The sequence below is a fragment of the Streptomyces sp. NPDC055400 genome, from assembly GCF_053644375.1.
The window spans coordinates 82,506-106,775 of record NZ_JBSHLM010000012.1 but is presented as its reverse complement, the minus strand read 5'-3'; the positions used below and the strand labels follow the sequence as shown (position 1 = coordinate 106,775).

21 protein-coding genes are annotated in these 24,270 nt (G+C 70.9%); 8 read left to right on the top strand and 13 right to left on the bottom strand.

Going from position 1 to position 24,270, the window contains the following annotated elements; genetic code table 11:
• Positions 1–143 precede the first annotated feature (143 nt).
• Positions 144–1,214: an RNA polymerase sigma factor gene (locus ACWIGU_RS29105; RefSeq protein WP_454404666.1), complete on the top strand. Its 1,071-nt coding sequence runs from the start codon at positions 144–146 to the stop codon at positions 1,212–1,214.
• 52 nt (positions 1,215–1,266) lie between these two features.
• Here the strand turns inward: ACWIGU_RS29105 and ACWIGU_RS29100 are convergent, their stop codons facing one another.
• From ACWIGU_RS29100 to ACWIGU_RS29065, 8 genes are all read right to left on the bottom strand, one after another.
• The gene (locus ACWIGU_RS29100) at positions 1,267–2,472 is read right to left on the bottom strand and encodes a lytic transglycosylase domain-containing protein (RefSeq protein WP_454404665.1); all 1,206 of its coding nucleotides are present in this window, start codon (positions 2,470–2,472) and stop codon (positions 1,267–1,269) included.
• Entirely contained in the window at positions 2,469–3,863 is a 1,395-nt protein-coding gene (locus tag ACWIGU_RS29095) for an ABC transporter substrate-binding protein (RefSeq protein ID WP_454404664.1), read from the bottom strand. Before ACWIGU_RS29095 ends, ACWIGU_RS29100 begins: the two co-directional genes overlap by 4 nt.
• A 64-nt stretch (positions 3,864–3,927) precedes the next feature.
• Positions 3,928–4,623 (bottom strand): ABC transporter ATP-binding protein, encoded by a 696-nt coding sequence (locus ACWIGU_RS29090; protein ID WP_454404663.1) that lies wholly within the window; start codon positions 4,621–4,623, stop codon positions 3,928–3,930.
• Positions 4,623–5,510, bottom strand: coding sequence for an ABC transporter ATP-binding protein (locus ACWIGU_RS29085; RefSeq protein ID WP_454404662.1), 888 nt, complete (start codon positions 5,508–5,510; stop codon positions 4,623–4,625). Before ACWIGU_RS29085 ends, ACWIGU_RS29090 begins: the two co-directional genes overlap by 1 nt.
• Entirely contained in the window at positions 5,507–7,480 is a 1,974-nt protein-coding gene (locus ACWIGU_RS29080; protein ID WP_454404661.1) for a branched-chain amino acid ABC transporter permease, read from the bottom strand. The genes ACWIGU_RS29085 and ACWIGU_RS29080 overlap by 4 nt, the downstream gene beginning before the upstream one ends.
• The gene (locus ACWIGU_RS29075; protein WP_454404660.1) at positions 7,477–7,935 is read right to left on the bottom strand and encodes a hypothetical protein; all 459 of its coding nucleotides are present in this window, start codon (positions 7,933–7,935) and stop codon (positions 7,477–7,479) included. The genes ACWIGU_RS29080 and ACWIGU_RS29075 overlap by 4 nt, the downstream gene beginning before the upstream one ends.
• Entirely contained in the window at positions 7,932–8,366 is a 435-nt protein-coding gene (locus ACWIGU_RS29070) for a hypothetical protein (RefSeq protein WP_454404659.1), read from the bottom strand. Before ACWIGU_RS29070 ends, ACWIGU_RS29075 begins: the two co-directional genes overlap by 4 nt.
• Positions 8,354–9,613 carry a hypothetical protein gene (locus ACWIGU_RS29065; RefSeq protein WP_454404658.1) on the bottom strand — a complete coding sequence of 420 codons (1,260 nt, stop codon included), beginning with the start codon at positions 9,611–9,613 and terminating at the stop codon, positions 8,354–8,356. The genes ACWIGU_RS29070 and ACWIGU_RS29065 overlap by 13 nt, the downstream gene beginning before the upstream one ends.
• Positions 9,614–9,988: 375 nt before the next feature.
• On the opposite strand from ACWIGU_RS29065, the gene ACWIGU_RS29060 reads away from it, so the two are divergent.
• The gene (locus tag ACWIGU_RS29060) at positions 9,989–10,789 is read left to right on the top strand and encodes an IclR family transcriptional regulator (RefSeq protein WP_454404657.1); all 801 of its coding nucleotides are present in this window, start codon (positions 9,989–9,991) and stop codon (positions 10,787–10,789) included.
• A 55-nt stretch (positions 10,790–10,844) separates the two neighbouring features.
• Here ACWIGU_RS29060 and ACWIGU_RS29055 read toward each other — a convergent pair whose 3' ends face one another.
• A complete protein-coding gene (locus tag ACWIGU_RS29055; protein WP_454404656.1) occupies positions 10,845–12,239 on the bottom strand; it encodes a carboxypeptidase regulatory-like domain-containing protein in 1,395 nt (464 codons plus the stop codon).
• Between the two features lie 65 nt (positions 12,240–12,304).
• Here ACWIGU_RS29055 and ACWIGU_RS29050 point away from each other — a divergent pair, with 65 nt between their 5' ends.
• The 4 genes from ACWIGU_RS29050 (at position 12,305) to ACWIGU_RS29035 (ending at position 16,307) form a co-directional block, all read left to right on the top strand.
• The gene (locus ACWIGU_RS29050) at positions 12,305–12,874 is read left to right on the top strand and encodes a TetR/AcrR family transcriptional regulator (protein WP_454404655.1); all 570 of its coding nucleotides are present in this window, start codon (positions 12,305–12,307) and stop codon (positions 12,872–12,874) included.
• 95 nt (positions 12,875–12,969) lie between these two features.
• A complete protein-coding gene (locus ACWIGU_RS29045) occupies positions 12,970–13,506 on the top strand; it encodes a helix-turn-helix domain-containing protein (RefSeq protein WP_454404654.1) in 537 nt (178 codons plus the stop codon).
• 127 nt (positions 13,507–13,633) lie between these two features.
• The gene (locus ACWIGU_RS29040; RefSeq protein ID WP_454404653.1) at positions 13,634–14,779 is read left to right on the top strand and encodes an aminotransferase class V-fold PLP-dependent enzyme; all 1,146 of its coding nucleotides are present in this window, start codon (positions 13,634–13,636) and stop codon (positions 14,777–14,779) included.
• Between the two features lie 37 nt (positions 14,780–14,816).
• Positions 14,817–16,307: an amino acid permease gene (locus ACWIGU_RS29035; protein ID WP_454404652.1), complete on the top strand. Its 1,491-nt coding sequence runs from the start codon at positions 14,817–14,819 to the stop codon at positions 16,305–16,307.
• A gap of 99 nt (positions 16,308–16,406) precedes the next feature.
• Here ACWIGU_RS29035 and ACWIGU_RS29030 read toward each other — a convergent pair whose 3' ends face one another.
• The 3 genes from ACWIGU_RS29030 to ACWIGU_RS29020 form a co-directional block, all read right to left on the bottom strand.
• Entirely contained in the window at positions 16,407–17,351 is a 945-nt protein-coding gene (locus tag ACWIGU_RS29030; RefSeq protein WP_454404651.1) for a TauD/TfdA dioxygenase family protein, read from the bottom strand.
• A 429-nt stretch (positions 17,352–17,780) separates the two neighbouring features.
• Positions 17,781–18,944: an acyl-CoA dehydrogenase family protein gene (locus tag ACWIGU_RS29025; RefSeq protein WP_454404650.1), complete on the bottom strand. Its 1,164-nt coding sequence runs from the start codon at positions 18,942–18,944 to the stop codon at positions 17,781–17,783.
• A 160-nt stretch (positions 18,945–19,104) separates the two neighbouring features.
• A complete protein-coding gene (locus ACWIGU_RS29020; protein WP_454404860.1) occupies positions 19,105–19,617 on the bottom strand; it encodes an aldehyde dehydrogenase family protein in 513 nt (170 codons plus the stop codon).
• Between the two features lie 312 nt (positions 19,618–19,929).
• Between ACWIGU_RS29020 and ACWIGU_RS29015 the strand changes: the two genes are divergently transcribed.
• Positions 19,930–21,138: an oxygenase MpaB family protein gene (locus ACWIGU_RS29015; protein ID WP_454404649.1), complete on the top strand. Its 1,209-nt coding sequence runs from the start codon at positions 19,930–19,932 to the stop codon at positions 21,136–21,138.
• A 136-nt stretch (positions 21,139–21,274) separates the two neighbouring features.
• Here the strand turns inward: ACWIGU_RS29015 and ACWIGU_RS29010 are convergent, their stop codons facing one another.
• Positions 21,275–22,438 carry a TetR/AcrR family transcriptional regulator gene (locus tag ACWIGU_RS29010; protein ID WP_454404648.1) on the bottom strand — a complete coding sequence of 388 codons (1,164 nt, stop codon included), beginning with the start codon at positions 22,436–22,438 and terminating at the stop codon, positions 21,275–21,277.
• A gap of 231 nt (positions 22,439–22,669) precedes the next feature.
• Here ACWIGU_RS29010 and ACWIGU_RS29005 point away from each other — a divergent pair, with 231 nt between their 5' ends.
• Entirely contained in the window at positions 22,670–24,265 is a 1,596-nt protein-coding gene (locus tag ACWIGU_RS29005; RefSeq protein WP_454404647.1) for a long-chain-fatty-acid--CoA ligase, read from the top strand.
• Positions 24,266–24,270: the final 5 nt, after the last annotated feature.

Here is a 24,270-nt window from a genome sequence, read left to right as displayed (position 1 = left end):
ACCTCGAGCGCCCAGTAGTCAGCAGGGGCCGTCGCTCACCGGAACGGCTTCGCGTTCGGTCTCCCGATTGCATCGGCCGGGCGCTATGGTCTGCGCCCCAGGTGGGAGTCGCCGGTTCGCGAGGGTGAAGTGCGAGGGATCCGATGGCCACGGAGCCGTGGAGTACGAGGCGAGGGGCGCCACGCGGCGGTCACGAGTGGTGGCCGCGCATCTGGAGTCACCGTGACCGGCTCCTGGAGGTGGCGGGGCGCGGATCCATGAGTGCGGAGGACGCCGAGGACGCCGTGCACGAGGCGATGCTGCGTGCCGTGGAGCGGCCCGAGCTGGACGACGAGCGGCTCGGCGACTGGCTCAGGTCGGTCACCGTGCGGCTCTGTGCCGACCGGCATCAGCAGGTACGCCGGGAGGTGGAGGCGGGCCGTCGTGCCATGGCCGCGACTGCGGGCGCGGCCCCGCTCGATGAGGTGGTCTGCGACCGGGAAGAGGCCAGGTGGCTGGCGCGCAGGAGCGGGGGCCTGCCGGCCCGGCAGGCCGAGGCCCTGCGGTTGCGGGCCGAGGATCTCGACGTGGGGCAGGTGGCCCGGCGGATGGGGCTGAGCTATCGCACGGTGGAGTCACTCCTCGCCCGGGCCCGGCGCACCCTGCGCCAGGCGCTGGCGGGCACTCTGGCCGTCTGGTCGTGTATGTATCCGGTGCGGCGCCTTGGCGCGGCCGGTCAGGCGGCGGTCGCCTCCACCGCGGCGGCCGTGGCCGTACTCGGTCTCGCCGTGCCGGCTCCGTCCCGGCTGCCCGAGCCGCCGCGTTCCGCTCCGTCCGCCGCTCGGCGGACGCACCCGGTACAGGTCTCGTCCGTGCCCGACAGGGGCGTCAAGGCGGTGCCTTCTGCAACCGACTCCGCCGACGGTCCCGGCCGCGGCGCGCGCCCGGGCCGCGGCAACGGTGCTCCGACGGCGGGCCGCACCGGCCTGGCCTCCGGGCCGTTGGGGCTGCCGGCGGAGTCGGTGGAGTCGGTGATGCCCCGAGTGAGCGTCCCGTCCGGGCTGCGCCTTCCCTCACATCCCTCACATCCCTCACATCCCTCACTACCTGAGCAGCCTTCCGCCACGGAGCTCGATCTCCCCGCCGTTCCCACGACGTCCGAAGTGCCGAAGTCGCTGCCCTCCGCCCTGCCTTCCGACACAGTGCCTTCCGATGCAGTGCCGCCGTCGGACTGAGGGAGAGAGCGAGAGGGAGGCCGGCGGGTCGGTGCCATGTGAGTCCCGTGTCCTACGACGACTTGGGGGACGGGAACAGGGGGGAAGGACTGTGCCCGGGTGACGGCAGCCGCAGAGAGGGCAGCGGGGCCGGCTTCGGATCGTCGGACGGGGGCCGATCGGTCGGAAGACCGGGGGTTGTCGGTTTCGACCCGTGCCCTTCATTCCCCTCATTCCCCTCCTCGTCCGAGGGGCTGCTCTGCCCTGAGGGCGTGGGGGGCCGCTTCGCATCGTGGTCGTGGTCGTCCTCTGCCGGCTGGTGCGAGGGTTCGCTGGCTCCGGGGTGTCCCGCGGTCGCGACGGCCTGGTGTGCGTAGACCCGCATCCAGCTGAGCACCAACTCCAGGTAGGAATCGGAGTGGTTGTAGGCGAGCACGGCCTTGCGGATGCCGGTGCTCTGCGACAGGTCGCCGCCCGCCGTGCACAGATACCGCCCGGCGGCCAGCCAGGCGTCGTCGATCTGGTGCGGGTCGCGTATGCCGTCGCCGTTGCCGTCGCTGCCCCAGCGCTGCCAGGTGGACGGGATGAACTGGGCGGGCCCGACGGCGCGGTCCCAGACGCGGTCGCCGTCCCAGACACCGTGATCGGTGTCGTGGATGGCTGCCACGCCCGGGCTGCCGTCAAGTCGCGGGCCGAGTATCGGACTTCGTGTACGCCCCTGCGCGTCCAGGGCGCCACCGCGGGCATGCCCGGACTCCACCCGGCCGATCGCCGCGAGCAGCGGCACCGCGATCCCGCACCCCGGCGCCTCGGACGCCAGCTCCTTCGCCGCGCTCCGGTATGCCGCGAGGACCCGGCCCGGAATCCCGTACGCCGCCGGCAGCACCGGCAGCGCCTCCCCGGCGCCGCCCTTGCCCATGCCCTTGCCCGTGTCCTTGAACGGGACCGGGCGCGTCCCCGGGATCACCGCCGGCGCATCGGGATACAGGGGCGGGCTGCCGCCACTGGCCTGGGACGGCGCAGCGGACCGGCTTTCGGCCGCCACCGGCGACAGGTTGGCCAGCTGCCAGAGGGGGACGCTCGCCATGCCGCCGGTCGCGGCGACAGCGACCGCCCCGCTGAGGATCTGGTGCCAGAGCAGTGATCTGCGCTTCCCGCCCCGGCCGCGGGCGCGGCTTGTGTCCCGGCCGTCGCGTCCCGTACGCCGTTCCGTACGCCGCCTCGTACGGCGGTCCGTCGGGTGATGCGTGGCGCGGTCACCGTCCATGGGCCGGCTCACCAGCAGAACGCCTTTCCTCCGGACATCGCCGTCCATGTGCCGCCCGAACCGCGCATCCCGAAGGCGCACTTGGTGTCGTTGGTCCCCTTGCCCGCGACATAGGTCAGCGGGACGGTCAGGCCGTCGAAGCGCTGCCCGCGGAAGGTCGTGAGCTCCTTGATCAGACCGGTCCTGCTGATCTCGCCCGCGCCGCGCGCCGCCTTCTCGAACACCTTCGCGGAGGCCCAGCCCTGCGCGGCCGCCGGACCGGGGGCCTTCCCGCCGCCGTACTTCTTCCAGGCGGAGTTGAACTGGCCGAACCCGGCCGCTGTCGATCCCGTGAAGGGGAACGTGGGTGTCACGGCCAGTACGTTCTTGAGGCCGGGCTTGGAGGCGGTGGCGCCGTCCACCGTGGCGCCCGGCTGCAGGAATTGCGGGGTGAAGTTCTGTCGGCTGCACGACGAGGCGACCCTGTTCACGGTGTTGGGGTCACCGGTGACGAGCATCAGCTCGACGCCCGCGTTGCGTGCCTGGATGCACTCGGCGGTGAAGTCCGGCTGGGTCACCGAGATCTTCGCGTTGTACACGGGATCGAGGCCGTAGCGCTCGGCTGCCCTGCCGCTTCCGAAGAACCGGTCCTGCACATGCGTGCACGCGTCGGAATCGGTACAGAAGAGAGCGCCGAGCTTCTTGCCCTTGCCGTATTTCGCGCCGACCTGGGCGAGGCCGTCGAGCGCGGAGTTGGTGCCGGGGCACTCACTGAACAGCATCGGGCTCGCGGTCCACGCGGTGGTCGAGCAGTCTCCTCCCACGACGGGGACCTTCATCTTCTCGACGTAGCCCTTCCAGGCGTTCATGGTCTGCGTGGTGGTGAACGAGGCGACGATCGCGACGACCTTGCGCTGCTCGACCAGCTCCTGCATCTGGCTGCGTCCCTTGGACGCGTCGGCGCCGTCGTCCATGACGATCACCTGGACCTTGCGCCCGTTGATCCCGCCCTGGGAGTTGACGGTCGCCGCCCAGGCCTGCAGGGCGCGCGGGCCCTGCGCGAACGCGACGCCGCCGGGACCCGAGGTCGTACCGACGCTGCCGATGACGATGGGCCCGCCGCCCCTCTTGGCCGTCTTGCCTCCGCCGCCCGAGGCGGAGCCGCCACTGCCGCTGCCGCCGCCGCTGGTGCCCGCCCCGCTCCCGGACGCCGCGCCGTCCGACGCGCCGTCGCCCGAGGCGGTATCGGCCGATCCGTCGGCGCCGACGCCGGTGTCCGCGCCGGCGGCCCCGGTGGCGACCTGGCCCCCGCCGCCGACGGAACGTACGACGGTGTCGTGGTCGACCCGGCTGCCGCAGGCGGCGAGCGCCAGGCTCAGCGCCGCCACGGCCGCCGCGGTGGCGCGCGTACGGGTTGGGATCATGGTCTCCTCCACGGAGCGGGGACGAAGTCGTGCGGTACTGGGGTGGGTGGCCGGGCCGAGGCGTTCAGGTGGGGGCGCCGAGGTACTGCGCGACCAGCCGGTCGCTGTCCAACTCGCCTGGTTCTCCGGCGAATTCGATGCGTCCGCGGTTCATCAGGTAGACGTAGTCGGCCAGTTCGAGGGCGCGGGCGACGTACTGCTCGACGAGGAGCAGGGCGCGGCCGTCGTCGGCCAGCCTGCCGAGAAACTCGAAGATCTCGTCGACGACTACGGGGGCCAGGCCCATCGACACCTCGTCGAGCAGCACGTATGCGGCGTCGGTGACATAGGCGTGGGCGAGCGCCAGCATCTGCTGCTGGCCTCCGCTCAGCGATCCGGCGAGCTGGCCGAGCTTGTGGCCCAGGACGGGGAAGGCCGAGACGGCCCGCTCGACGGCCTCGTCGAGGTCGCCGCCTGCCGCCTGGATGAGGATGTTCTCCTTCACGGTCAGGGTCGGGAACACCCCGCGCCCTTCGGGGACATGGCAGACGCCGTTGCGGGCCAGGGTGTGCGGGCGCTTGCCCGTGAGGTCCTTGCCGTCCACGCTCAGGCGTCCGGCGGTCGGCGCGAGGAGGCCGGACGCCACCCGCAACAGGGTTGTCTTTCCGGCGCCGTTGGTGCCGAGCAGCGCCACCACGGACTGCGGGGGGAGCCACAGGCTCACGTCGCGCAGGACGCGTGTGCCGCCGTATCCGGCGCTGATGTGGTCGAGTGCCAGCACTACGCGGCCTCCGATCCCAGGTAGGCGGCGCGCACGGCGGAGCTGGCGCGCGCCTCGGCCGGGGTGCCCTCGAAGATCATCTGTCCGAAGTCCAGTACGTACAGGTAGTCGCAGACCGACATGACGAGGCCCATGTCGTGCTCGACGAGCAGGACGCCGCAGCCGCGTTCGGCCACGACCTCGGTGACGATGGCGCCGAACTTCTCGGTCTCGGCGGTGTCGAGGCCGGACGACGGCTCGTCGAGCAGCAGCATCGAGAAGTCGCCGGCCAGGACCCGGCCGAGGTCGACGAGGCGGCGCTGCCCGGTGGAGAGGGAGCCCGCGATCTCGTGGCGCAGGGCGCGCAGGCCGCACAGTTCGAGGACCTCCTCGGTGGCGGCACGCACGGCCTTCGTCTCGGCGGGGGTGGACAGGAGCTGCTTGAGGGGGTGGCTGCGGGCCAGTCCCGCCTCGCGCCCGAGGGCGATGTTCTGTTCGACCGTGAGGGAGTCGAACAGGTCCATCCGCTGGAAGGTCCGCCCGAGGCCGAGCTGGGCGCGGGCGGCGGGCGGGCGGGCGGTGATGTCCTTCCCGAAGAGGTGGATCTCCCCGTGGGAGGGACGCAGCAGCCCTGAGCAGGCGTTGAAGGTGGTGGTCTTGCCCGCGCCGTTGGGGCCGATCAGTCCGGTGACGCGGCCGAGCGGTGCGTCGAAGGCGGCCAAGTCCACGGCGGTGTTGCCGCCGAAACGGATGGTCAGGTCCTTGATCTGCAGGCCCGTCGGCCGCGCGTCGGACGTGTTCTCGGCCCCGGTGGCCTGCGCGGCGGCCGCCCTCTCGGCCTTGGTGGCCTGCGTGGTGGCCGCGTTCTCGGCCTCCGTCGGCTTCGTGAAGGCGTGGCCCTCGTTCATCGCGTGACCTCCTTCGTCAGGCCCGCGCCGACCCGGATCCTTGTGGTCCCGGTCCGGGCGCGACGCGCCTTCCTGACGGCCGCCAGACGCTGGGCCGCGGGGCCCGGCGCGTCGAGGCGCTCGTCGGACCGCGAACCCGCCGGCTCCTCGGGCGGCGGCCCGGTGCCGCGGCGCCGGGCCGCGCCCGCCTCGTACAGCGCGACCAGGAGCGCCCCGATGCCGAAGAGCACGGGCAAGGCCTGGGCGAAGGTGTCGTCGGTGAGGTACGCCGGGACCACCGCGACCAGCACCGCCGCGAGGGGCGGGCCTGCCGAGCGCAGGCCGGAGCAGAGGACCAGGACGGTCAGCCAGGTCAGTGAGGTGTACGAGAGGAAGGGCGCGCCCGTCGCCGACTGGCCCTGGGCCGCGTACAGCGCTCCCGCGACTCCGGCGACGAACGCCGAGAGGGCGAAGACGGTGACCCGGGTGACGTTCACACCGAGGCCGAGGGTGGACAGCGTCGTCGGCGAGTCGGCCATGGCGCGCAGCAGCCGCCCGAGCCGGCTGCGGCCGACGAGTGCGATGAGGAGGGATCCGGCGACCGCGAAGGCGAGCAGGACGTAATAGAAGGCTTCGTCGCTCTCGAAGAGGCCGGGGCGCGGCGCGGGCAGCGTGTTGGTGGCGCCGAACATCCAGGACGTGCCGTAGACCGCCCGCTCGAGGAGCAGCCCAAGACCGAAGGTGGCCAGGGCGAGATACAGGCCGGAGAGCCGGATCGCGGGGATCGCCACCAGCATGCCGACCGGCACGGCGACCGCCCCGGCGAGCAGCACGGCGAGCAGCCACGGCAGTCCGGCGCCGGCCGCCAGATGCGAGAACGTCGATGCGCCCACCGCGACCAGGGCGGCATGCGCGAGCGAGACCTGCCCCGAGGTGCGGACCAGGAGCTGCAGCGAGGCGAAGATCAGCACGAACACCAACGCGGCTGAGTACACGGGGAGTTTGGACGCGGCCACGATCGGGATGCCCGCCGCGAGCACGACCGCGGCGACCGCCGTGATCCGAGCGGTGGCACGGCTGACCAGCGGCCGGGTCGCCGGCGCCGGGCGGTGTCCGCCGATCTCGGCGAGTCTGCCGCGGCCGACCAGGAGGAGGGCGACGAACAGCACCACGAACGGCATGGCGGGCGGCAGCCCCGCGAACGTCTCGGAGTGGGACACCCACTTGGTGGCGAGGGCGGCGAGGACGCCGATGAGCAGTCCGCCGGCGTAGGTCAGCGGGAGGCTGGAGAAGAGTCCGACGGCCGCCGCCCCGTACGCCTGCACCACCAGAAGGGTCAGGAGAAGGACGTCCAGGCCGAGTTGAGGGGCCAGCAGCACCCCGGAGGCGGCGGCGAACCAGCAGCCGACGAGCCAGGCCCGGCTGCGCACGGCGAACGCACTGGTGCCGGAGAGCTCCAGAAGATCCGGGTCGTCGACGACGGCGCGCATCCGCACGCCCATCGAGGAGAGCCGGAAGAAGGCGAAGAACCCGAGTGCGCAGACCGCGGCCACAATGGCCGAGGTCAACTGGTCGATGCCGACGTTGACTCCGATCACGGTGACGGCGTCGGTGGGCAGGAAGCCGGGGAAGTCGAGGGCAGCGCCGCCATAGCCCGCGAGCAGCGCGCTCATGATGATCAGCTGCAGCCCGATGGTGGCCACCATCTTCGTGGCCGCGGTGCCTGCGGCCAGCGAGCGGGTGACGCGTTCCATGAGCAGCGCGATGAGCGGCGGTACGAGGATCACGGCGACGGCGAGCGCGAGGGGCCAGGGCAGTCCGCGCAGGGTGCGCAGGTCATAGTAGACGAACGCGGACACGGCGGCGATGGCACCGTGCGCGAAGTTGAAGATGCCCGACGTCTTGTAGGTGAGCACCAGGCCCATGGCGGCGAGGCCGTAGACGGATCCGGTGGTGATGCCGACGACGAGGAACGGCAGCAGGTCGTTCACGCGGCACACACCCCGCAGAGGTCTCCCCCGCCGGCACCGACGGGTACCACGTCCTTGCCCGCGACCAGCGGGCAGTCGGGGTGGTGCAGGCGGTCCATGCCCTCGGCCTTCACCAGCGGCAGGGCGTGCGTGGTGTCCGCCGGCCCGCTGCGGTGGGTGCGCGTCGCGGGGAAGGCCTCCTCGTCGTCGTCCACGGGAGCGAGGGCGATGAGCGAGATGCGGCGCTCGCCGAGCGTGCGGCGGGCCCGCAGCAGCCACAGGCAGAGGCCGCCGGCACAGACCGCGAACCCGGCGGCCCCGAGGTTCAGCCAGGCCGCCTGCCGCGCCGTCGACACCGTGCCCCCTGCGCCGAACCAGGCGGTCACGATCAGGGCGAGTCCGGCCAGGGTGGTGCCGCAGACGGTCACCACGTCCCGGTCGCGCCAGGGCACGGTGCGCCCGTCCACGCCGCTCATCGAACCTCCTCTTCACCGAGGGCAGTCGGAGCGGACCGCTCGCGCTCGGCCGGGGAGGCCGCCGAGCCCGGGGAGACCGCAGCGGTCCGCTCGCGTAGGGGTGATGTCACGACGGAACCGTTGTCGTGCCGGTCCCCGGCGAGGGCGGGAGCGGCCCCGTCGACGCCGCCGGCGGCGCGCAGCGCCTGCTCGATGCGGTCGAGTTTGCGCCACTCGTCGCGCAGGTCCGCCGAGAGCCAGAGCGCGGTCGAGATGCCGAGCAGGAACAGGCTGCCGAGCCCGGCGCTGACGACGTACGGCAACTGTTCGGCGGGATACGGCGTACCGCTCACTCCGCGCCAGCCGACGACGAGGGTCGCGGCGCCCGCCAGTGCGGTGACCGCAGCGGTCAGCCGGTCCCACTGACTGCGGATCCGGGTCACGATGTCCATCGAGTCTTCACTCCCAACAGGCGCAGCAGGGTGCCGGCGGCAAACGTGGCCACGGCGCCGAACGCGAGCACGATGTAGAGGCCGGTGACGCCCATGTCGGCCGGGCTGGTGGCCAGTTGGACCGGCCTGGTGTCCTCGGGCTTGGACGAGCCGTCGTCGGACGGCGTTTTCGGGGTGGCCGGACTGTCGTCGGCCGGTGCCTCGGAGCCCGCGGCGTCCCCGCCGCCGCCCGCCCCGGACGGCGCCTGCGGCACCTGGGCGGGCGGCACGCCTCCGCTGCCGGGCGGCGCCTCGATGCGACCGGCGTCGGCGGAGGCGCGGCCGAACACGTACGTCACGGTGTAGACCGCCCCGGACTGGGTGTCCTGTTGCCGTGCCTGCACTTCGAGACCGGCCGACACGACGCCCTGCTCGGTGCGCTTCTCGTCCAGGTAGTGGATCTTGATTCCCGCGGCCGCGAGGGCCTTGGCCGGATCGGCGGCGTCGGGCAGCGGTGCGGTCTGCCCCACGACCTCGAGTCCGTCCGGGGTTATCTCCACACCCTGGCCGGCGATCTCGGTGCGGCCGATGCTGAGTTCGGAGTCCCGTACGACCTTGCCGTCCCGGTCGACCGTGGCGGTCGCGGAGCTGAGCACCCGGCCCAGTTCGAGGACGCCGTTGACGGTCCACGGCTTGGTGTCCGAGGCGGCCGTGGCCTTGCCCGTGAGGGCGTCCGGGTCCACCGACGTGCGGGCCCTCGCCGTGGTGGACGCCGCCGCCGCGTCCTGGCCGAGGACCGTACTGGCCTCCGCCTCGGTGGACGTCCTGGTGCTGTGCGAGCGCATGACATGCGGATCCTTGCCGCTGGTGGCGCTCTCATCGGAGGGGTACGTGGAGGCTGCGTACGCCGGATAGCCGGGGAACTTCTGCCCGGTCTGGCTGCCGATCAGCGCGGGCGCGGAGATGACCGTCTCGCCGGGGTAGGGGCTGCCGGCCCACCCGGATGACTCGCCGACCGCGTAGTTCACACAGGCCCGGGCCACCGGAACACCCACCCCGGTGGGCGCCTGCAGCAGCGTGTCGTTGCTCGCGCTCACGGTCACCTGCACGCCCTGCGCCGTCGCGGCAACCGGGCAGTCACCGCCCTCGGAGCCGTCCGGCCCGGCCGCGTGGGCCGCCGCCGGCAGGCACACCAGGAGCGCGACCGTGCCCGCCCCGCAGAGCGCGCGGGCCCGCAGGGTGAGGGAGAGGGATCCTCGCACGGACATCGATGCCCTTCGCCTAGATTTGACGGACCGTCATATTTGGCTGACCCGCCGCACTCTCGGCGCACGCATCGAGACTCGGAAGGGGTCACATGGCCTCATCCCGGTGAACGGACCTGCCACTCCCGCTCAGTGGGACTCACCGACGGACATCGCGGGATCCGCGGAGCAGCAGCGGCGCACCCGAAGGGTGAGGATTCTGTAGGTGCACGGCAGGGGCCTCGCAAGGGACGCCCATCATGGCCAACGGACCGTCAACACTGTCGGCGTCCAGGTCGGATCGGCCGCGGACACGTGCGCAGAACACGGCCGGACCCATCACGGCACGGCCCCCGGCTCGCACTCTCGCGCTCACTCTCGTTCTCGGTGGAGGCGGACATGACGGCACCGGCAAAGGCCGGCGGACACGCGAGCGACGTCCCCGCCCCGAGTTCCATGATCGAACGTATGACGCTCATCCTCGACGCGTTCGACCCCCACACGCCGAGCCTCTCCCTGCTCGACCTCGCCGAACGCACCGGCCTGCCCCGCTCCACCCTGCATCGCATCCTCGACCAGATGATCCGGCTGCGCTGGCTCACCCACTCCACGGGCGGCTACCGGCTCGGCATGCGCCCGCTGGAACTCGGCGGGCGCGCCGCGGGACACAACGAGATCAGGGACGTCGTCACGCCTCTGCTGCACGAGATGTGCCGGCACACCGGCCTGGCAGGGCATCTCGCCGTCCTCGACGGACGCGAGGTGGTCTTCCTGGAGAAGGCGGGCGGCCGGTCCGCCGCCCAGCTGCCCACCCGGCTCGGCGCACGGCTGCCCGCACACACAACGGCTGTGGGCAAGGCCATCCTCGCCACGCTCGACCCGGGCCTGGTCGACTCGGCCTATCGCGGGCAACTGCCCATGAGCACCCCGCGCACCCTGCGCACCGCCACGGACCTGCACCACGAACTGTCCAGGATTCGCCGGCGGGACGGCCTGGCCATCGACAACGAAGAGACGCTGACGGGCTTCCGCTGCGTCGCGGCCCCGTTGCGCGGTGGCGGCCCGGCCACGGCCGCGCTGTCGCTCTGCGGGGACTACCAGGCGGTGGATTTCAAGGAGTTGGCCCCCCTGGTGCACGACCTCGCGGGCGAGGCGCGCCGTGCGCTGTTCCCGCGTCAGTGTCACCATCGGACGGGGTAGCGGGGGGCAGGGACGCCGGCACCTGAACCGCTCCGCCCCGGACCTTCGGAGTTGTCTACCTACCCGACCCGGTGAGTCTGCCGGACTCCGCATCGACCGCACTTTCCGCGCGCCACCGCAGCGTGAAGTCCGCGTTCACCGTCTCGCCCGGCCGCAACAACTCGCGGAGGGCCAGAGGGTGCCGCCCGGGCGCCGACGCCACGATGCCGAGGTGCCCTTCGGGCAGCCCCGCGACGGCGTAGCGTCCCTGTGCGTCCGTGACCGTGCTGACCAATTGCCGCCCCCTGCTGTCCAGAACGACCACCACCGCGCCGCGCACCGGTTCTTGGCCGACGTCGCGGACCAGGCCGGCCAGCGCGGGCACCGGTTCGCCGAAGTGGTGCCGGTGCACCGGGAGTGCGGTGGGTACGGGCGTCTCGAGAGCGGGGTCGTCCGCAGGCGGCTCGGCGACCGCTTCCTCGAGCGCAGCGCGCTGGTGGCGCCCATGGTCCAGTGCAAGGAGCGCCATGCCCCCGGCGATCCAGCCGCACAGCACGAGGACCGGCTTGAGTACGCCCGCACCGCCGAAGTACAAGATGCCGCGCAGCGCGTCGACGGCGTTCGCCAAAGGCATGACGGCGTGCACGTCCTGGTAGAACTCCGGCAGCAGTGGGGCGGGCACCGCGCCTCCGCTCGTGGGGATGGACATGACGATGAAGAGCGTCATGCCGACCGCGGGCAGGAACCGGCCGGTGAAGGGCGCGAGTCCGGAGGCGGTCGTGGCCACCGCCGTGGTGAGCAGGAAGGCGACGGCCATCACGGACGGTTCGGGGTTCAGGTAACCCAGGCCGGCCCCGAACGCGTAGCCCACGGTGCTGAACACCGCGGCGACGACCGCCAGGGCCAGCAGCTTGCGCCGACGGTTGAGGGTGACCGCGCGCAGCAACGTCGTGGCGAGGATGTAGGCCGGGATGTTCCATGCGATGCCGAAATAGAGCACGGTCGAACCCATCGGGTCCTTGGCCGTGGTCGGAGCGACGTCGCGGACCGTGAGCGGGTCTGCCGTGCCGGCGACCTTGCTGAAGGACGTGATCAACGTCTGTTCCAATGACGCTCCGTTGGCCTTCGCGACGTAGAGCACCGGGTGCCCCCCGTCGACGGCGTAGCCCGCGAAGGCGTCCCGGTCCAGGACGGCCTGCCGCGCCCGCTCTCGACCCGCCACGGCCGTGACGTCGAATCCGCCGGCGGTCTGCGCGCGCAGCTTCGCGTCGACCCGGTCCGCCTCGGCGCCTGTGGCCACGACCACCTTCACGTGGTGCGGCCCGGGCGCGTGCAGGGCGGGCGCGAAGAAGAAGATCACCCCCAGAAAGAGCACCGCGGGAAACCAGGCCGCCTCGGCCAGGGCCTTCACCACCGACCCGCGCGGTCGTGTGCCGTTCTCCACCGTGTCGCGCTCCGTTCCCGCATCCATAGACGTACCGATCGGCACACAAATAATGACTGGACGATACATGTACCGTGCGGTACATTCAAAATGTGTCTCGTCCCCTGAACACCGAGAAGCGCGCCGAACTCCTCGGCCAAGTGGTGGATTACGTGCAGCGCCACGGCCTCGCGAACCTGTCGCTGAGCCCGCTCGCCGAGGAGATCGGCACGACGAAGCGCATGCTGCTCTACTACTTCGGCAGCCGTGGGAATCTGCTGGCCCGGGCCCTGGCGGCAAGCCGGCCCGATGCCCACGCCATGTTCGACACCGTCGAGGACGCCGCGGACCTGCGCCGGTCGGCCCGGGCACTGTGGAAGGCGATCACCGTGGGCGAGCAGGCCGGGCCCATCCGGATGCTGCTGCAGCTTCTGAGTCTGGCCGCGACCGAACCGGACGAGTACGGAGACCTGGCCCGCGAGACCGTCGAGGTCATGATCGGCCCGATTGCCGATGCCGTCGGCCGCCTCGGCCACCCGAGAGAGGTGGCCCGCGAACGGGCGACTCTCCTCGTCTCCGGCCTACGAGGCCTGTGCCAGGACCGCCTGGTGACGGACGACGCGGCCCGCACCGACGCGGCGGCCTTCCACCTCATCGAGGCGGTGGTCGGGCCGAGGCGGTGAACCCTCGGGCACCTGGTCGGCACTGTGCCTCCGGGTGTTGGGAGAGGCGAGGCGCCGTTCCGCCCGAGTGAGCGCGGCTGAGCTACCCTCACCGCGTGATCGGCAACCGGATACGCGAGCTGCGCCAGTCCCGCAAGATGACCGTACGGGACCTGGCCTCGCACGCCGGGGTGTCGACCGGTCTGGTCAGTCAGGTCGAACGCGGCCTGACCGATCCCAGCCTGGAGACGCTGCGCAGGCTCTCCGCCGCCCTCGGGCTCCCGCTTTTCGACCTGTTCCGGCAGGACGATCCTGACGACGTCACGCTGGTGCGGCGCGACCGCCGGATCGTGGTGCGTTCGCCGCAGGGCGGGATCGAGTACACACGCGTGTCGGCCGGCTCCGCACGCCTCGAAGTACTTGAGGGCGTACTGGAACCGGGAGGCGCGTCCTCGGAGGAGCGCTACAGCCACCCCTCGGAGGAGTGCTTGGTGGTGCTGAGCGGCAGCCTGGTCGTCGAGGCAGGCGACGTCCGCCACGAGCTGAGGCCCGGGGACAGCTGCACCTTCGACTCCCGCGTCCCGCACCGCTACGTCAACGAGGGCAGCGAGCCCGCACGGTTCCTGGTGAGCGTGACACCGCCGAGCCGGTGACCTTCTGCCAGTAGCCGGCCGGCCTCAGGACGCCCGCCGGCCGCCGACCCATTGACGCGCGCATGACTCGACTGCTTCGATCACCCGCACTGAACAATTTCACCGTGATTGAAATGCGAGGCGCCCCGTGTCCATCGTGCCCCTCGACGCCACCGAGTGTTTCCGTGCCCGCTTCCCCTCCCTCAAGGACACGGTCCACCTGGCCAGTTGCAGCCAGGGTGCGGCATCCGAGCACGTACTGACGGCCCTGCAGGAGTTCCAGTGGTCCATGCGCAGCCAGGGCGCGCCCTGGGGCGCCTGGATGGCCCAAGTGGACGCCGCCCGCACCGCGTTCGCCGACCGCATCGGCGCGCAGCCGGACGAGATCGCGGTGGTCGGCTGCGCCTCCGAGGGTGCCTACCAGGTGGCGTCCACGCTGGACTGGTCGCGCCGCCCCGGCCTGGTCACCACGGACATGGAGTTTCCGTCCGTCGCCCACGTCTGGCTCGCGCAGGAGCGACGTGGCGCACGGGTGCGCCATGTCCCGGAGCGGGAAGGGTCCGTCCCCGCCGAGGACTACGCCGCCGCGATCGACGACTCGACCGCCCTGGTCTCCGTACCGCTGGTCTCCTACCGCAACGGCGCCCGGCTGCCCGTCGCCGAGACGGTTCGAGCGGCGCATGCGGTCGGCGCCCGGGTGTTCGTCGACGCTTACCAGGGATTGGGCGTACTCCCGGTGGACGTACGGGAGTTGGACTGCGACTACCTGGTGTGCGGTGCGTTGAAGTACCTGCTCGGCGTCCCCGGCATCGCGTTCCTCTACGTACGCGGCGGCCTGCGCGACGATGTGGATCCTCAACTGACCGGCTGGTTCGGGCGAGTCGACCCCTTCGGCTTCGACCCGCGCTCCCTCGACTTCCCGGACACCGCGCGCCGCTTCGAGACCGGCACCCCGTCGATCCCCTCCGCGTACGCCGCCGCGGCCGGGCTGCGCACCCTGGCCGACGTCGACCCGAAGGACATCGAGCCGCACGTCGGCGCGCTCACCTCGTACGCCTGGACGCGCCTGACCGAGATCGGCGAGACGCTCGCCTCGCCCGCCGACCCGGAATTGCGCGGCCCGCAGGTGGCGATCGCCGACCCCGCCCCGGACGCGCTCGCCGCAGCGCTCGCCGAGCGCCGCATCGTCACCAGCCCGCGCGGCACCCTGCTCCGCGTCTCCTTCCACTACTACAACAACCCGTCCGACGTCGACGCGCTGATCGACGCGCTCGGTGAGATACGCGCCCAGTAGCACGTCCAGGAACACCGCACCCCACGGAGCGAGTGACATGCCCGACGACGCCGGAAGCAGCCCCACGGCCGCCCCCTCCCCCACCACCGGTCCGCGCCAGAGCCACAGCCACGGTGCGGACGGCCGAGAACATGGCCTCAAGCGGTCCTTGACCGGGCGTCAGCTCAGCATGATGGGTCTGGGCGGCGCCATCGGTACGGGCCTGTTCCTCGGCTCGGGTCTCGCCATCTCCGCCGCGGGCCCCGCCTCCGTGCTCGCGTACGTGCTCTGCGCGCTGATCGCCCTGGTGATCGGCTGGGCGCTGGCCGAGATGACCGCGGTACACCCGGCGACCGGCTCGTTCGGCACCATCGGCCGCCACTATCTGGGCCCGCTGGCCGGCTTCGTGATCCGCTGGACGTACTGGACGATCCAGGTGATCGCCATCGGCGGCGAGGTCATCGCCGCCGGCATCTACGTCCGCTACTGGTGGCCCGAACTGCCGCTGTGGGCACCGGTGGTGGCGTTCTCGCTGCTGCTTCTGGCCGCGAACGCGCTGACCGTCGGGGTGTTCGGCCGTCTGGAGTACTGGTTCTCCACCATCAAGATCACGGCGATCGGCGTCTTCGTCCTGCTCGGTTGCGCCTACATCTTCCTCGGCCTGCCCGGCCACGAGGCGGTCGGCACCTCGAACCTCTCGGGTCCCGGCGGTCTCCTTCCCCACGGCATGAGCGGCCTGGGCACCGCCTTCGTCTTCGTGATCTTCAGCTACATCGGCACCGAAATCATCGCGGTGACCGCAGCCGAGTCCGAGAACCCGGTGCGGGACATCCCGCGCGCCGCCCGGCGAATGGTCGTGCGCCTCGCGCTCTTCTACGTACTGGCCATGGCGGTGGTGGTCACCGTGGTGCCGTGGTCGCGCACGGCGGCGGGCGGAGACGTCACGGCGAGCCCCTTCGTCCAGCTCTTCGACGTCGCCGCGATCCCGGCCGCGGCGGGCATCATGAACTTCGTGGTCCTGACCGCGGCGCTCTCCAGCGCCAACGCCAACACCTACCTCGCCACCCGTATGATCCACTCCCTCGCGGTGGACCGGCACGCGCCACGGACGTTCGCACGGGTCGGCCGTGGCGGCGTCCCTCACCGGGCGCTCGCCGTTTCCGGGCTCGGCCTGGGCGCCGCCGCGATCCTCTCGGTCCACTCCGAGGACACGGCGTACGTCCTGCTCTTCGGCATCTCGGTGTTCGGGGCGCTGGTCGTGTGGATCCTCATCCTCGCCACGCACCTGATGTTCCGCCGCCACCGCGCCCGCCACCGTCTCCCCTCCTCCCCGGCCCGGCTGCGCGGCGCTCCGTTCACCACCGTCGCGGCAGCCCTCGCGCTGGCCGCGATCCTGGTCTCCACCGCGTTCATCGACGGCCTGGAGGACTCCTGGAAGGCCGGACTGCCGTTCTTCGCGCTGCTCATCGTCGTGTACCGCTTCGGCGCCCGGCGCCACGAGACGGCGGAGCCACTGCCGGACAGCACGCTGCCGCCCTCCGGGCACTGACGGCGCGCGCCACGCACCGATGAGCCGTCCGGTCCGGAAGCGGTGCCGAGCTGACGCCGCGCTCGGTCCCGCACCCCGGTCGCGCTGCCGCGCGCCGGCTCAGCCGAACGGACGGTCCCCGGCGATCGCCACGCGTTCGGCGACCCGGGGGTACGGCGCGTAGTCGTTGACGGCGTAGTGCTGGGTGGCGCGGTTGTCCCAGAAGGCGACGTCGCCCGCCTGCCAGCGGAACCGCACCTGGAACTCCGGGACATGGGCCTGCTGGAAGAGCAGCCGGAGCAGGCGGTCGCTCTCGGGGCGCTCGAGGCCGATGATCCGGGTGGTGAAGGAGGTGTTGACGAACAGCATCCGGCGTCCGGTCTCCGGGTGGCGACGCACCACGGGGTGCTGGACGGGCGGGAACTGCTCCTGGAACGGGGCGAGTTGCTCCGGCGGGTAGAAGCGCGCGAAGCCCGGCAGGAAGTCGTGGACGGCACTCGCGCCGTCGATCCGCTCGCGCACGTCGACCGGCAGGTTGTCGTACGCGGCCGCCATGTCCGCCCACATCGTGTCGCCGCCCACGGGTGGCACCTCCCGCAGCTGCAACACGGCGCCCAGGGCCGGACGTTCTCGGAAAGTGACGTCCGTGTGCCAGACGTTCTCGTAGGTGGGAACGGCACCGGCCGACTTGTCGAAGCGGACCACGTCGTCGCCGTCACCCGGGGCGAGCAGCGGATTGGTCTCCAGCTCACCCCAGTTCCGGGCGAATTGGCGCTGCGCGTCGGTGGTCAGGTGCTGGCCGCGGAAGAAGAGCACCTTCCATTCGAGGAGCGCGCGGTTCAGTTCCTCCCGCACCGCGCGGGACACGGGCCGCGAGAGGTCGAGGCCGCGGATCTCCGCTCCGATGACGCGGCCCTGCGGAACGAGTCCGAACCGCTCGTACGGCCGCTCCTGCACACCGTCCGGCAGGCGATTCAGGATGCGAGTGCCCTCGTACAGGCCGTCGGCGGGGATGCGGTGGTCGCGCAGGGTTGATGAGGGGGCGACGTCGTGGGTGAGCGACATGGCGAACTCCTTCGAAGCTCAAGAAGGGGCCGGCGACGGACGGCGCGACGCGACGTTTCCGGGAACCGGTACGGGACGGCTCAGGCCCGACTACGGAGGCCTGCGGCGGATTCAGCGACAGGAAGACGCCGGGGGCGAACCCACCCGGCCGCGGCGGCGCAGAAAGCCGTATCCGCGGGGCGCGCACTCACCGCGGGGGCCGCTGTGCTGCGGCTCATCCTCACGGAAGCTCGAGTGCGTCTGCATGTCGGCCACACTAACGCAGACATCTGTGGGCCGACACCACGCGTCCATACTGCGGAGACGGGCGACCTCGGCACATGGGTGCAGCCAGCATTGCGGGGCAGGTGCGGATGCCGTGGGTCAATCGTGCCGCGTCGTGGTCGGTGTCGTCCGTGTCCGGTGAATTGCGCGGGCAGCGGGCCGGGCCTACAGACCCAGGTCTCGAGCGACGATCTCCTTCATGATCTCCGTGGTGCCGCCGTAGATGGTGGTGATGCGCGAGTCGAGGTAGTCGTGTGCGATGCGGTATTCGAGCATGTAGCCGTAGGCGCCGTGCAGTTGGAGGCAGCGCCCGACGATGTCGACGTAACTCTCCGTGGCCCAGAACTTCGCCGACGCGGCGTCCACGGCGCTGAGTTCGCCGCGGGAGTGTCTGACGAGCAGATCGTCGATGTAGGCGCGGCCCACGCGAGCGGTGGTGACCATGTCGGCCAGCTGGAAACGTGTGTTCTGGAAGGAGCCGACGGTCCGGCCGAACGCCTTGCGCTCCCTGACGTACTCCACGGTCCGCTCCAGCACGCCCTCGATGGAGGCCATGGCGTTGGCGGCGATCGAGATCCGCTCCTGGGGAAGGTTGCGCATCAGGGCCTTGAAGCCGGAGCCCTCCTCGCCGAGCAGGTGGGCGGCCGGCACGCGGAGGTCCTGGAAGAACAACTCGCTGGTGTCCTGCGCGTGCAGGCCGACCTTCTCCAGGTTGCGCCCCCGCGAGAAGCCGGGCCGATCCGCCTCGATGACCAGCAGGCTGATCCCGCCGTGGCGGTCCGGGCCGGTCCGTACGGCGGTGACGACCAGGTCGGCGTTCTGGCCGTTGGAGATGAAGACCTTGCTGCCGTTGACCACATAGTCGTCGCCGTCCCGGACGGCGGTGGTGGCGATGCCGGCGAGGTCGCTCCCGGTTCCGGGCTCGGTCATCGCGACCGCGACGATGAGGCTGCCGGCGGCGATGCCCGGCAGCCAGCGGGCCTTCTGCTCGTCGTCGGTCAGGTCGGTGAAGTAGGGCACGACGATGTCGTTGGACAGCCCGACCCCGGCGAGGCCGTCCGAGGCGGGATGGCGGGAGAACTCCTCGCCGATCACCGCGTTGAAGCGGAAGTCGGTGATCCCGCCGCCGCCGTACTCCCCGGGGATGTTGAACCCGAGGATGCCCGCCCGGGCGGCCTCCTGGAAGAGTTCGCGGTCGACCTTGCCCTCGGCCCTCCACCGCTCGGCGTGCGGCGCGGCGTGCTTGTCGACGAACGCGCGAACCGTCTCGCGCAGGAGTTCGTGGTCGTCGTCGTAGAGCGACCGTTCACCGAAAATCGCATGGGTCATCGAGACTCCGATCTGAACTGATCCCGTACATGCGGCAAGAAGAGAGCGGGGGGAACGAGGACGGAAGAAGGAAGAAGGAAGAGGTGAGGAGAACGGTCAGCGGGTCGTACGAGCACGGGCCACAGCACCAGGTCGGCGCCCACGGGCGACGTGTCGCCGCTCATCGCACACCGAGCCGACGCAGCAGGGCCAGCTGTCCGTCGGTGCGGCGAACGAAGCGCTCCACGGCGCTCTGCCCGGCCTTCGCCGGTCCGAGCGGCAACAGCCGCTGCGTGGCGATCGTCCGGCTCTCGGTGTACTTGCGGATTCCCTCGGCCCCGTGGCGCCTGCCGAGTCCGCTGTCGCCCATGCCGCCCATCCCGGCCTCGACGCTGCCGGCCGCCGCGGCGGCACCGTCGTTGATGTTGACCGTCCCGGCACGGATCCGCACGGCCATCCGGCCGGCCTCACGGGAGTCCTTCGACCAGATCGACGCCGACAGCCCGTAGGTCCCCTGGTTGGCCAGGCTCACCGCTTCACTGTCCGCGCCGTACGCGCAGAGCGAGAGCACCGGATTGAACGTCTCCTCGTCGCACACGGCCATCTCGTGCGTGACGCCTTCGAGGACGGTCGGTTCGCAGAAGAGCGGGCCGATGTCGGGACGCGCCCGGCCACCCGCGAGTACGGTCGCCAGCTACAGGGCCGTCGGGCGCGGGGGTCTGGTCCTGCTCCGTGGTCATGCGGGCTCCTCGTTCGTACGGGACTGGTTCGAGCCGGAACGCCGTGGCCCTGCGTCGGGCTCGCCGGTGCGGATCCGGCGGGCCGGGGGCCTGAGCCGGCGGACGGCTCCTCGGTCACGTCGATGCCCTTGTCGACGTCAGCACACCTCGCTATGTTAATCAGAAATCACATCCTGGAACAAGCGTTGAATCGTGCAGGCAACGCCAACTCTCAGTAGAACAAGGCGAGATGAGCCGCACGTCCTACCAGGAAGGCGAGCAAGTCAATGCACAATCTCAGCCGCAGAAGAGTCCTGTCCCTCGGTGCCGCGCTAGGCCTCGCGGGCGCGACGAGCACCACCAACGCGTGGGCGTGGTCGCCGACGGGCTCGGTCGCCGGAACCGGCGCGGGCACCGACCCGGAATACGTGTGGGACGACGAGGTGGACCAGCTGGTGGCCTCGCTCTTCGACAACGGTCAGGTTCCGGCGGTCAACACCGCGATGGCGTCGTGGGTGAACAACAACGACCCGTTGCCCAGCGGCTTGCCGGCCGACCTCACCGCGTACCTGCAGAGGGTCAACAAGCTGCCCTCCTGGGCGGATTCCGGCAAGCTGGCCCGCGCCGCCGACTTCAACCGGCGCAAGGACACCTACCTCTTCATGCTCTACGGGCTCGGCAGCGGGATCATGAGCACCGTGATCCCGCGGGAGGCCAGGAGCGTCTACTGGTCCGCGGGCGGCGCCCACATGAAGGACCGCGCGGCCAAGACGTTCACGTTCGGCTACGACCTGGCCCAGCTGAAGGGCTTCGAGCCGACGGGCCAGTTCGTGGTCACCGCCAACAAGACACGTGTGGTGCACGCCGCGGTGCGCCACCTGCTGCCGCAGTCACCCCATTGGACCGCGGTCACGGACGAGCGGATCCCGATCAGCAACGCCGACATCCTGGTCACCTTCCACAGCCTCGGCACCTTCGTGCGCAGGAAGCTGCTCGAGTGGAAGGTCCCGTTCCCGGCCGAGGACCAGGATGCCTTCCTGCACAGCTGGCAGGTCGCCCTGCATCTGCTCGGCGTGCGGGACGAGTACATCCCCAAGTCGTGGGCCGACGCGGAAGCGCAGTCGGGGCAAGTGCTCACACCGATCCTCTCCCCGACGACCGAGGGCATCGAACTGGCCGAGGACCTGCTCGGGTTGACCGCCCAGGTGGACCTGGGCGTCACGCGCGGATTCCTCAACGAGTTCGTACGCTACGTCCTCAGCAACGAGATCGGCGACTGGCTGGGGCTGAAGCGCGACTACGCCTCGGCGGCACTGATCCGCACCGCGTGGCCGGCCTTCATACTGTTCCGTGAGGGGCTGTCACCCGTCGCGCCCGGCGCCTTCTACATGTTCGACCAGTTCGTGCGCGCCTTGGCCATGGCGTTCCTGAACAACGGCTCCTCGGGGACGACCACCCCCATCGTGATCCCGACGGGGAACAGGCCGACCTCCTGAGTACCCCGGACCGACCACGCGCAGGCCCGTCCCGCGCGGCACACCTGCCGCAGGACGGGCATCTGCTCGCTCTCCGCCCAGAGGCCCCGGCTCTGCTCAGAGACCCTGGTTCCGCTCGGAAACAACCAGGCTCTGCTCAGAGCCCCAGGGCGCCCGCGACCAGGCCTGTCACGGCGGCCCGGTGGTCAGGGCTGTCCTGCCATCGCAGTCTGCGCCCGGCCTCGACCACCACGCCGAACCCGGCATGCACCAGCACCCGGGCCTGACGCGGGTCCAGCTCCGGACGCGCCAGTCGCAGCTGCTGCTCCCAGACGGCGATATGCTCACGCTGCGCAAGGACCAAGGGGCGCTGCAGGTCGGCCGGCAGTCCTACGCACTCGGCTTCGGCAACGCTCGTGAGTGCGGTGTGCTCGAAGCTGTAGGCCACGTACGTCGCCGCAAGGGCCACGACGGCGTCACGCGGATCGGCCACCTCCTGCAGACTCCGGTCCACCGCCTGAGCCAGCAGCCCCGCCGCCTGCAGGCATGCCGCGGCCAGGATGTCGACCTTGCCCGGGTAGTGACGGTAGAGCGCGGACGGGGTCAGCCCCACCGCCTCGGCGATCTGGCCGTTCGTGACGTTGGCGAACCCGTCCCGGGCGAACAGCGGGACGGCGGCGGCGAGGATCTCCGCACGCCGTGAGCGCGCCACCGGCAGGGTCGGCAGCTCGACGGAGCGCTTGCTCCTCATGGCCGGTACGGGGTCGGTCGCGATCACGCGCAGGGCGCACGCCAACAGCAGTTCCTCGAGCCGACGTTGAGCAATGGAGGTGCGATGCATCGTGATGGACCCGATCGCGCCGAGAGCCGCCACCACCCGCAGCTGCTCGTCGGACAGCGGACCCTCGCGCCGCACCGCCTCGATGACCCGCCCGACAACGCGCCCGAACTTCGCCCTGACAAGCCTGCGATCGTCACGGTCGAGGTATCTGGCCTCCCACCGGTACACGCCGCCCGACGCGCGATGCGCGACGGTGACCCGGATGAGGGCGGTGACTACGTCTGCCGGGGGCGCCTCGGGCGGCATCTCGTCGAGCGCGCCGACGAGTCGGTCCACCATGACGTGCGCGCACTCGGCGAACAGTGCGTACTTGTTCGGGAAGTGCCGGTACAAGGCCGTGGCGGTGATGCCCACACCGGCGGCTATCTCCTCCATGGACGCCGCGTGGTAGCCGCGCTCGCTGAAGAGCCGGCCGGCCGCCTCGACGATGAGCTGCCTGCGGTTGCGGGGGCGGGTGGCCGCGGTCGGTTCGGCGGTCATGAACGCACACACCAATGCGGAGACAGGGCCATACGGCCCAGTCAATCACACGTCGAGCAGGGCCCGGGGCCACCCGCGTGCGGACCGGGCGACCAGCGGGTCCCGGACGGCACCCACGTGATTCTCCATTAACAAAGTGCGTCACGACACTTCTCGAACCCCGACATTGAACGGCACAATGCCGCAGGACCACCGATCGATACGCCCCCTTACGCCCCTGAGGAGTCGCCCATGTCGACCGATACGGCGCCCGCCTGGTCCTTCCGCCACCACTGGATGCCCCAGACCGCCACCCACGCGATGACGCGACCCGACAAGCCCGCGCTGCGCCATCTCGGGGTGACCACGACCTGGGAACAGTTGTCACGGCGGTCGCTGCAACTGGCCGCCGCGCTTGCCGACCGGGGCGTCGCCGCGGGCGACCGCGTGGCCCTGCTCACGCTGAACCATCCCTGGTTCGTGGAAAGCGTGTTCGGGACGAACAGCCTGGGGGCCATGGCCGTGCCGCTGAACTTCAGGCTCGCGCCGCTGGAACTCGACTACATCCTGACCGACTGCATGCCTTCGGCGATCGTCGTCGACGCACGGCTCCTGCCACTGCTCCGGTCCGTACCGAGCACCGCCTCGATCGGCACGGTCGTGGTCATCGGCGAATCGAGCGAGGCCGAGGCCGAAGACGGCATCGCGTACATCGCGTACGAGGACTTCCTGTCGGCGTACGAGCCGATGGAACTGCCCGACATCAGTGAGGAGTCGACCGCGCTGATCATGTACACCTCGGGCACGACCGGCCGGCCGAAGGGGGTGATGCTGTCCCACCGCAACATGCAGGTACAGGCGATCACGTGCATCCGCGCGATGGAGATCTTCGACGACTCCGATGTCGGCTTCCTGACGGCGCCCTTCTTCCACATCGCGGGTCTGGGTTCGATGGTGGCGAACTTCCTGGTCGGCAGCACGGTCGTGATCCATCCTCTGGGCGCTTTCGACCCGCGGGCGGTGCTCGACGCGTATGAACGCGAAGGCGCCACCGTCGTGTTCAACGTTCCGCAGCAGTGGGACCTGCTCTGCGCCCAGCCCGACATCGACAAGCGTGACCTGAAGCTGCGGATCATCAGCTGGGGGGCCGCCCCCGCGAGCGACGCGACCCTGCGCGCCATGGGCGAGAAGTTCCCCGACGCGCTCAACGTGGCGGTGTTCGGCCAGACCGAGACCTCGCCCATCACCTGCGTCCTCCGTGGGGAGGACTCCCTGCGCAAGCTCGGCTCGGTCGGCCGGCCGATCCCGAGCATCCAGTACCGCGTCGTCGACGCGGACATGAACGACGTCGCCGTGGGCGAGGTCGGCGAGATCGTCTACCGCGGGCCCACGCTGACGAAGGGGTACTGGAAGAAGCCGCAGGAGACCGCGGAGGCCTTCGACGGCGGATGGTTCCACTCCGGCGACCTGGTCAAGCAGGACGACGAAGGCTTCGTCTGGGTCGTCGACCGCAAGAAGGACATGATCATCAGCGGCGGCGAGAACATCTACTGCGCCGAACTGGAGAACACGGTCGCCACGCACCCTTGCGTACGGGAGGTCGCGGTGATCGGCAGGGCCGACGCGCGCTGGGGTCAGGTGCCGGTCGCCTACGTCACGCTCACCCCGGGAGCCGACCTGTCGCTGCGTGAGCTGACGGGGTTCCTCGAAGGAAAGCTCGCCTCTTTCAAGAGGCCCAAGGACCTGGTACTGGTCACCGAGCTTCCCCGTAACGCGGGCGGCAAGGTGGTCAAGCCCCTGCTCCGCACCCAGGACGCCGCACGCGTGCAAGGACAGGACGAGGGGTGACTCCG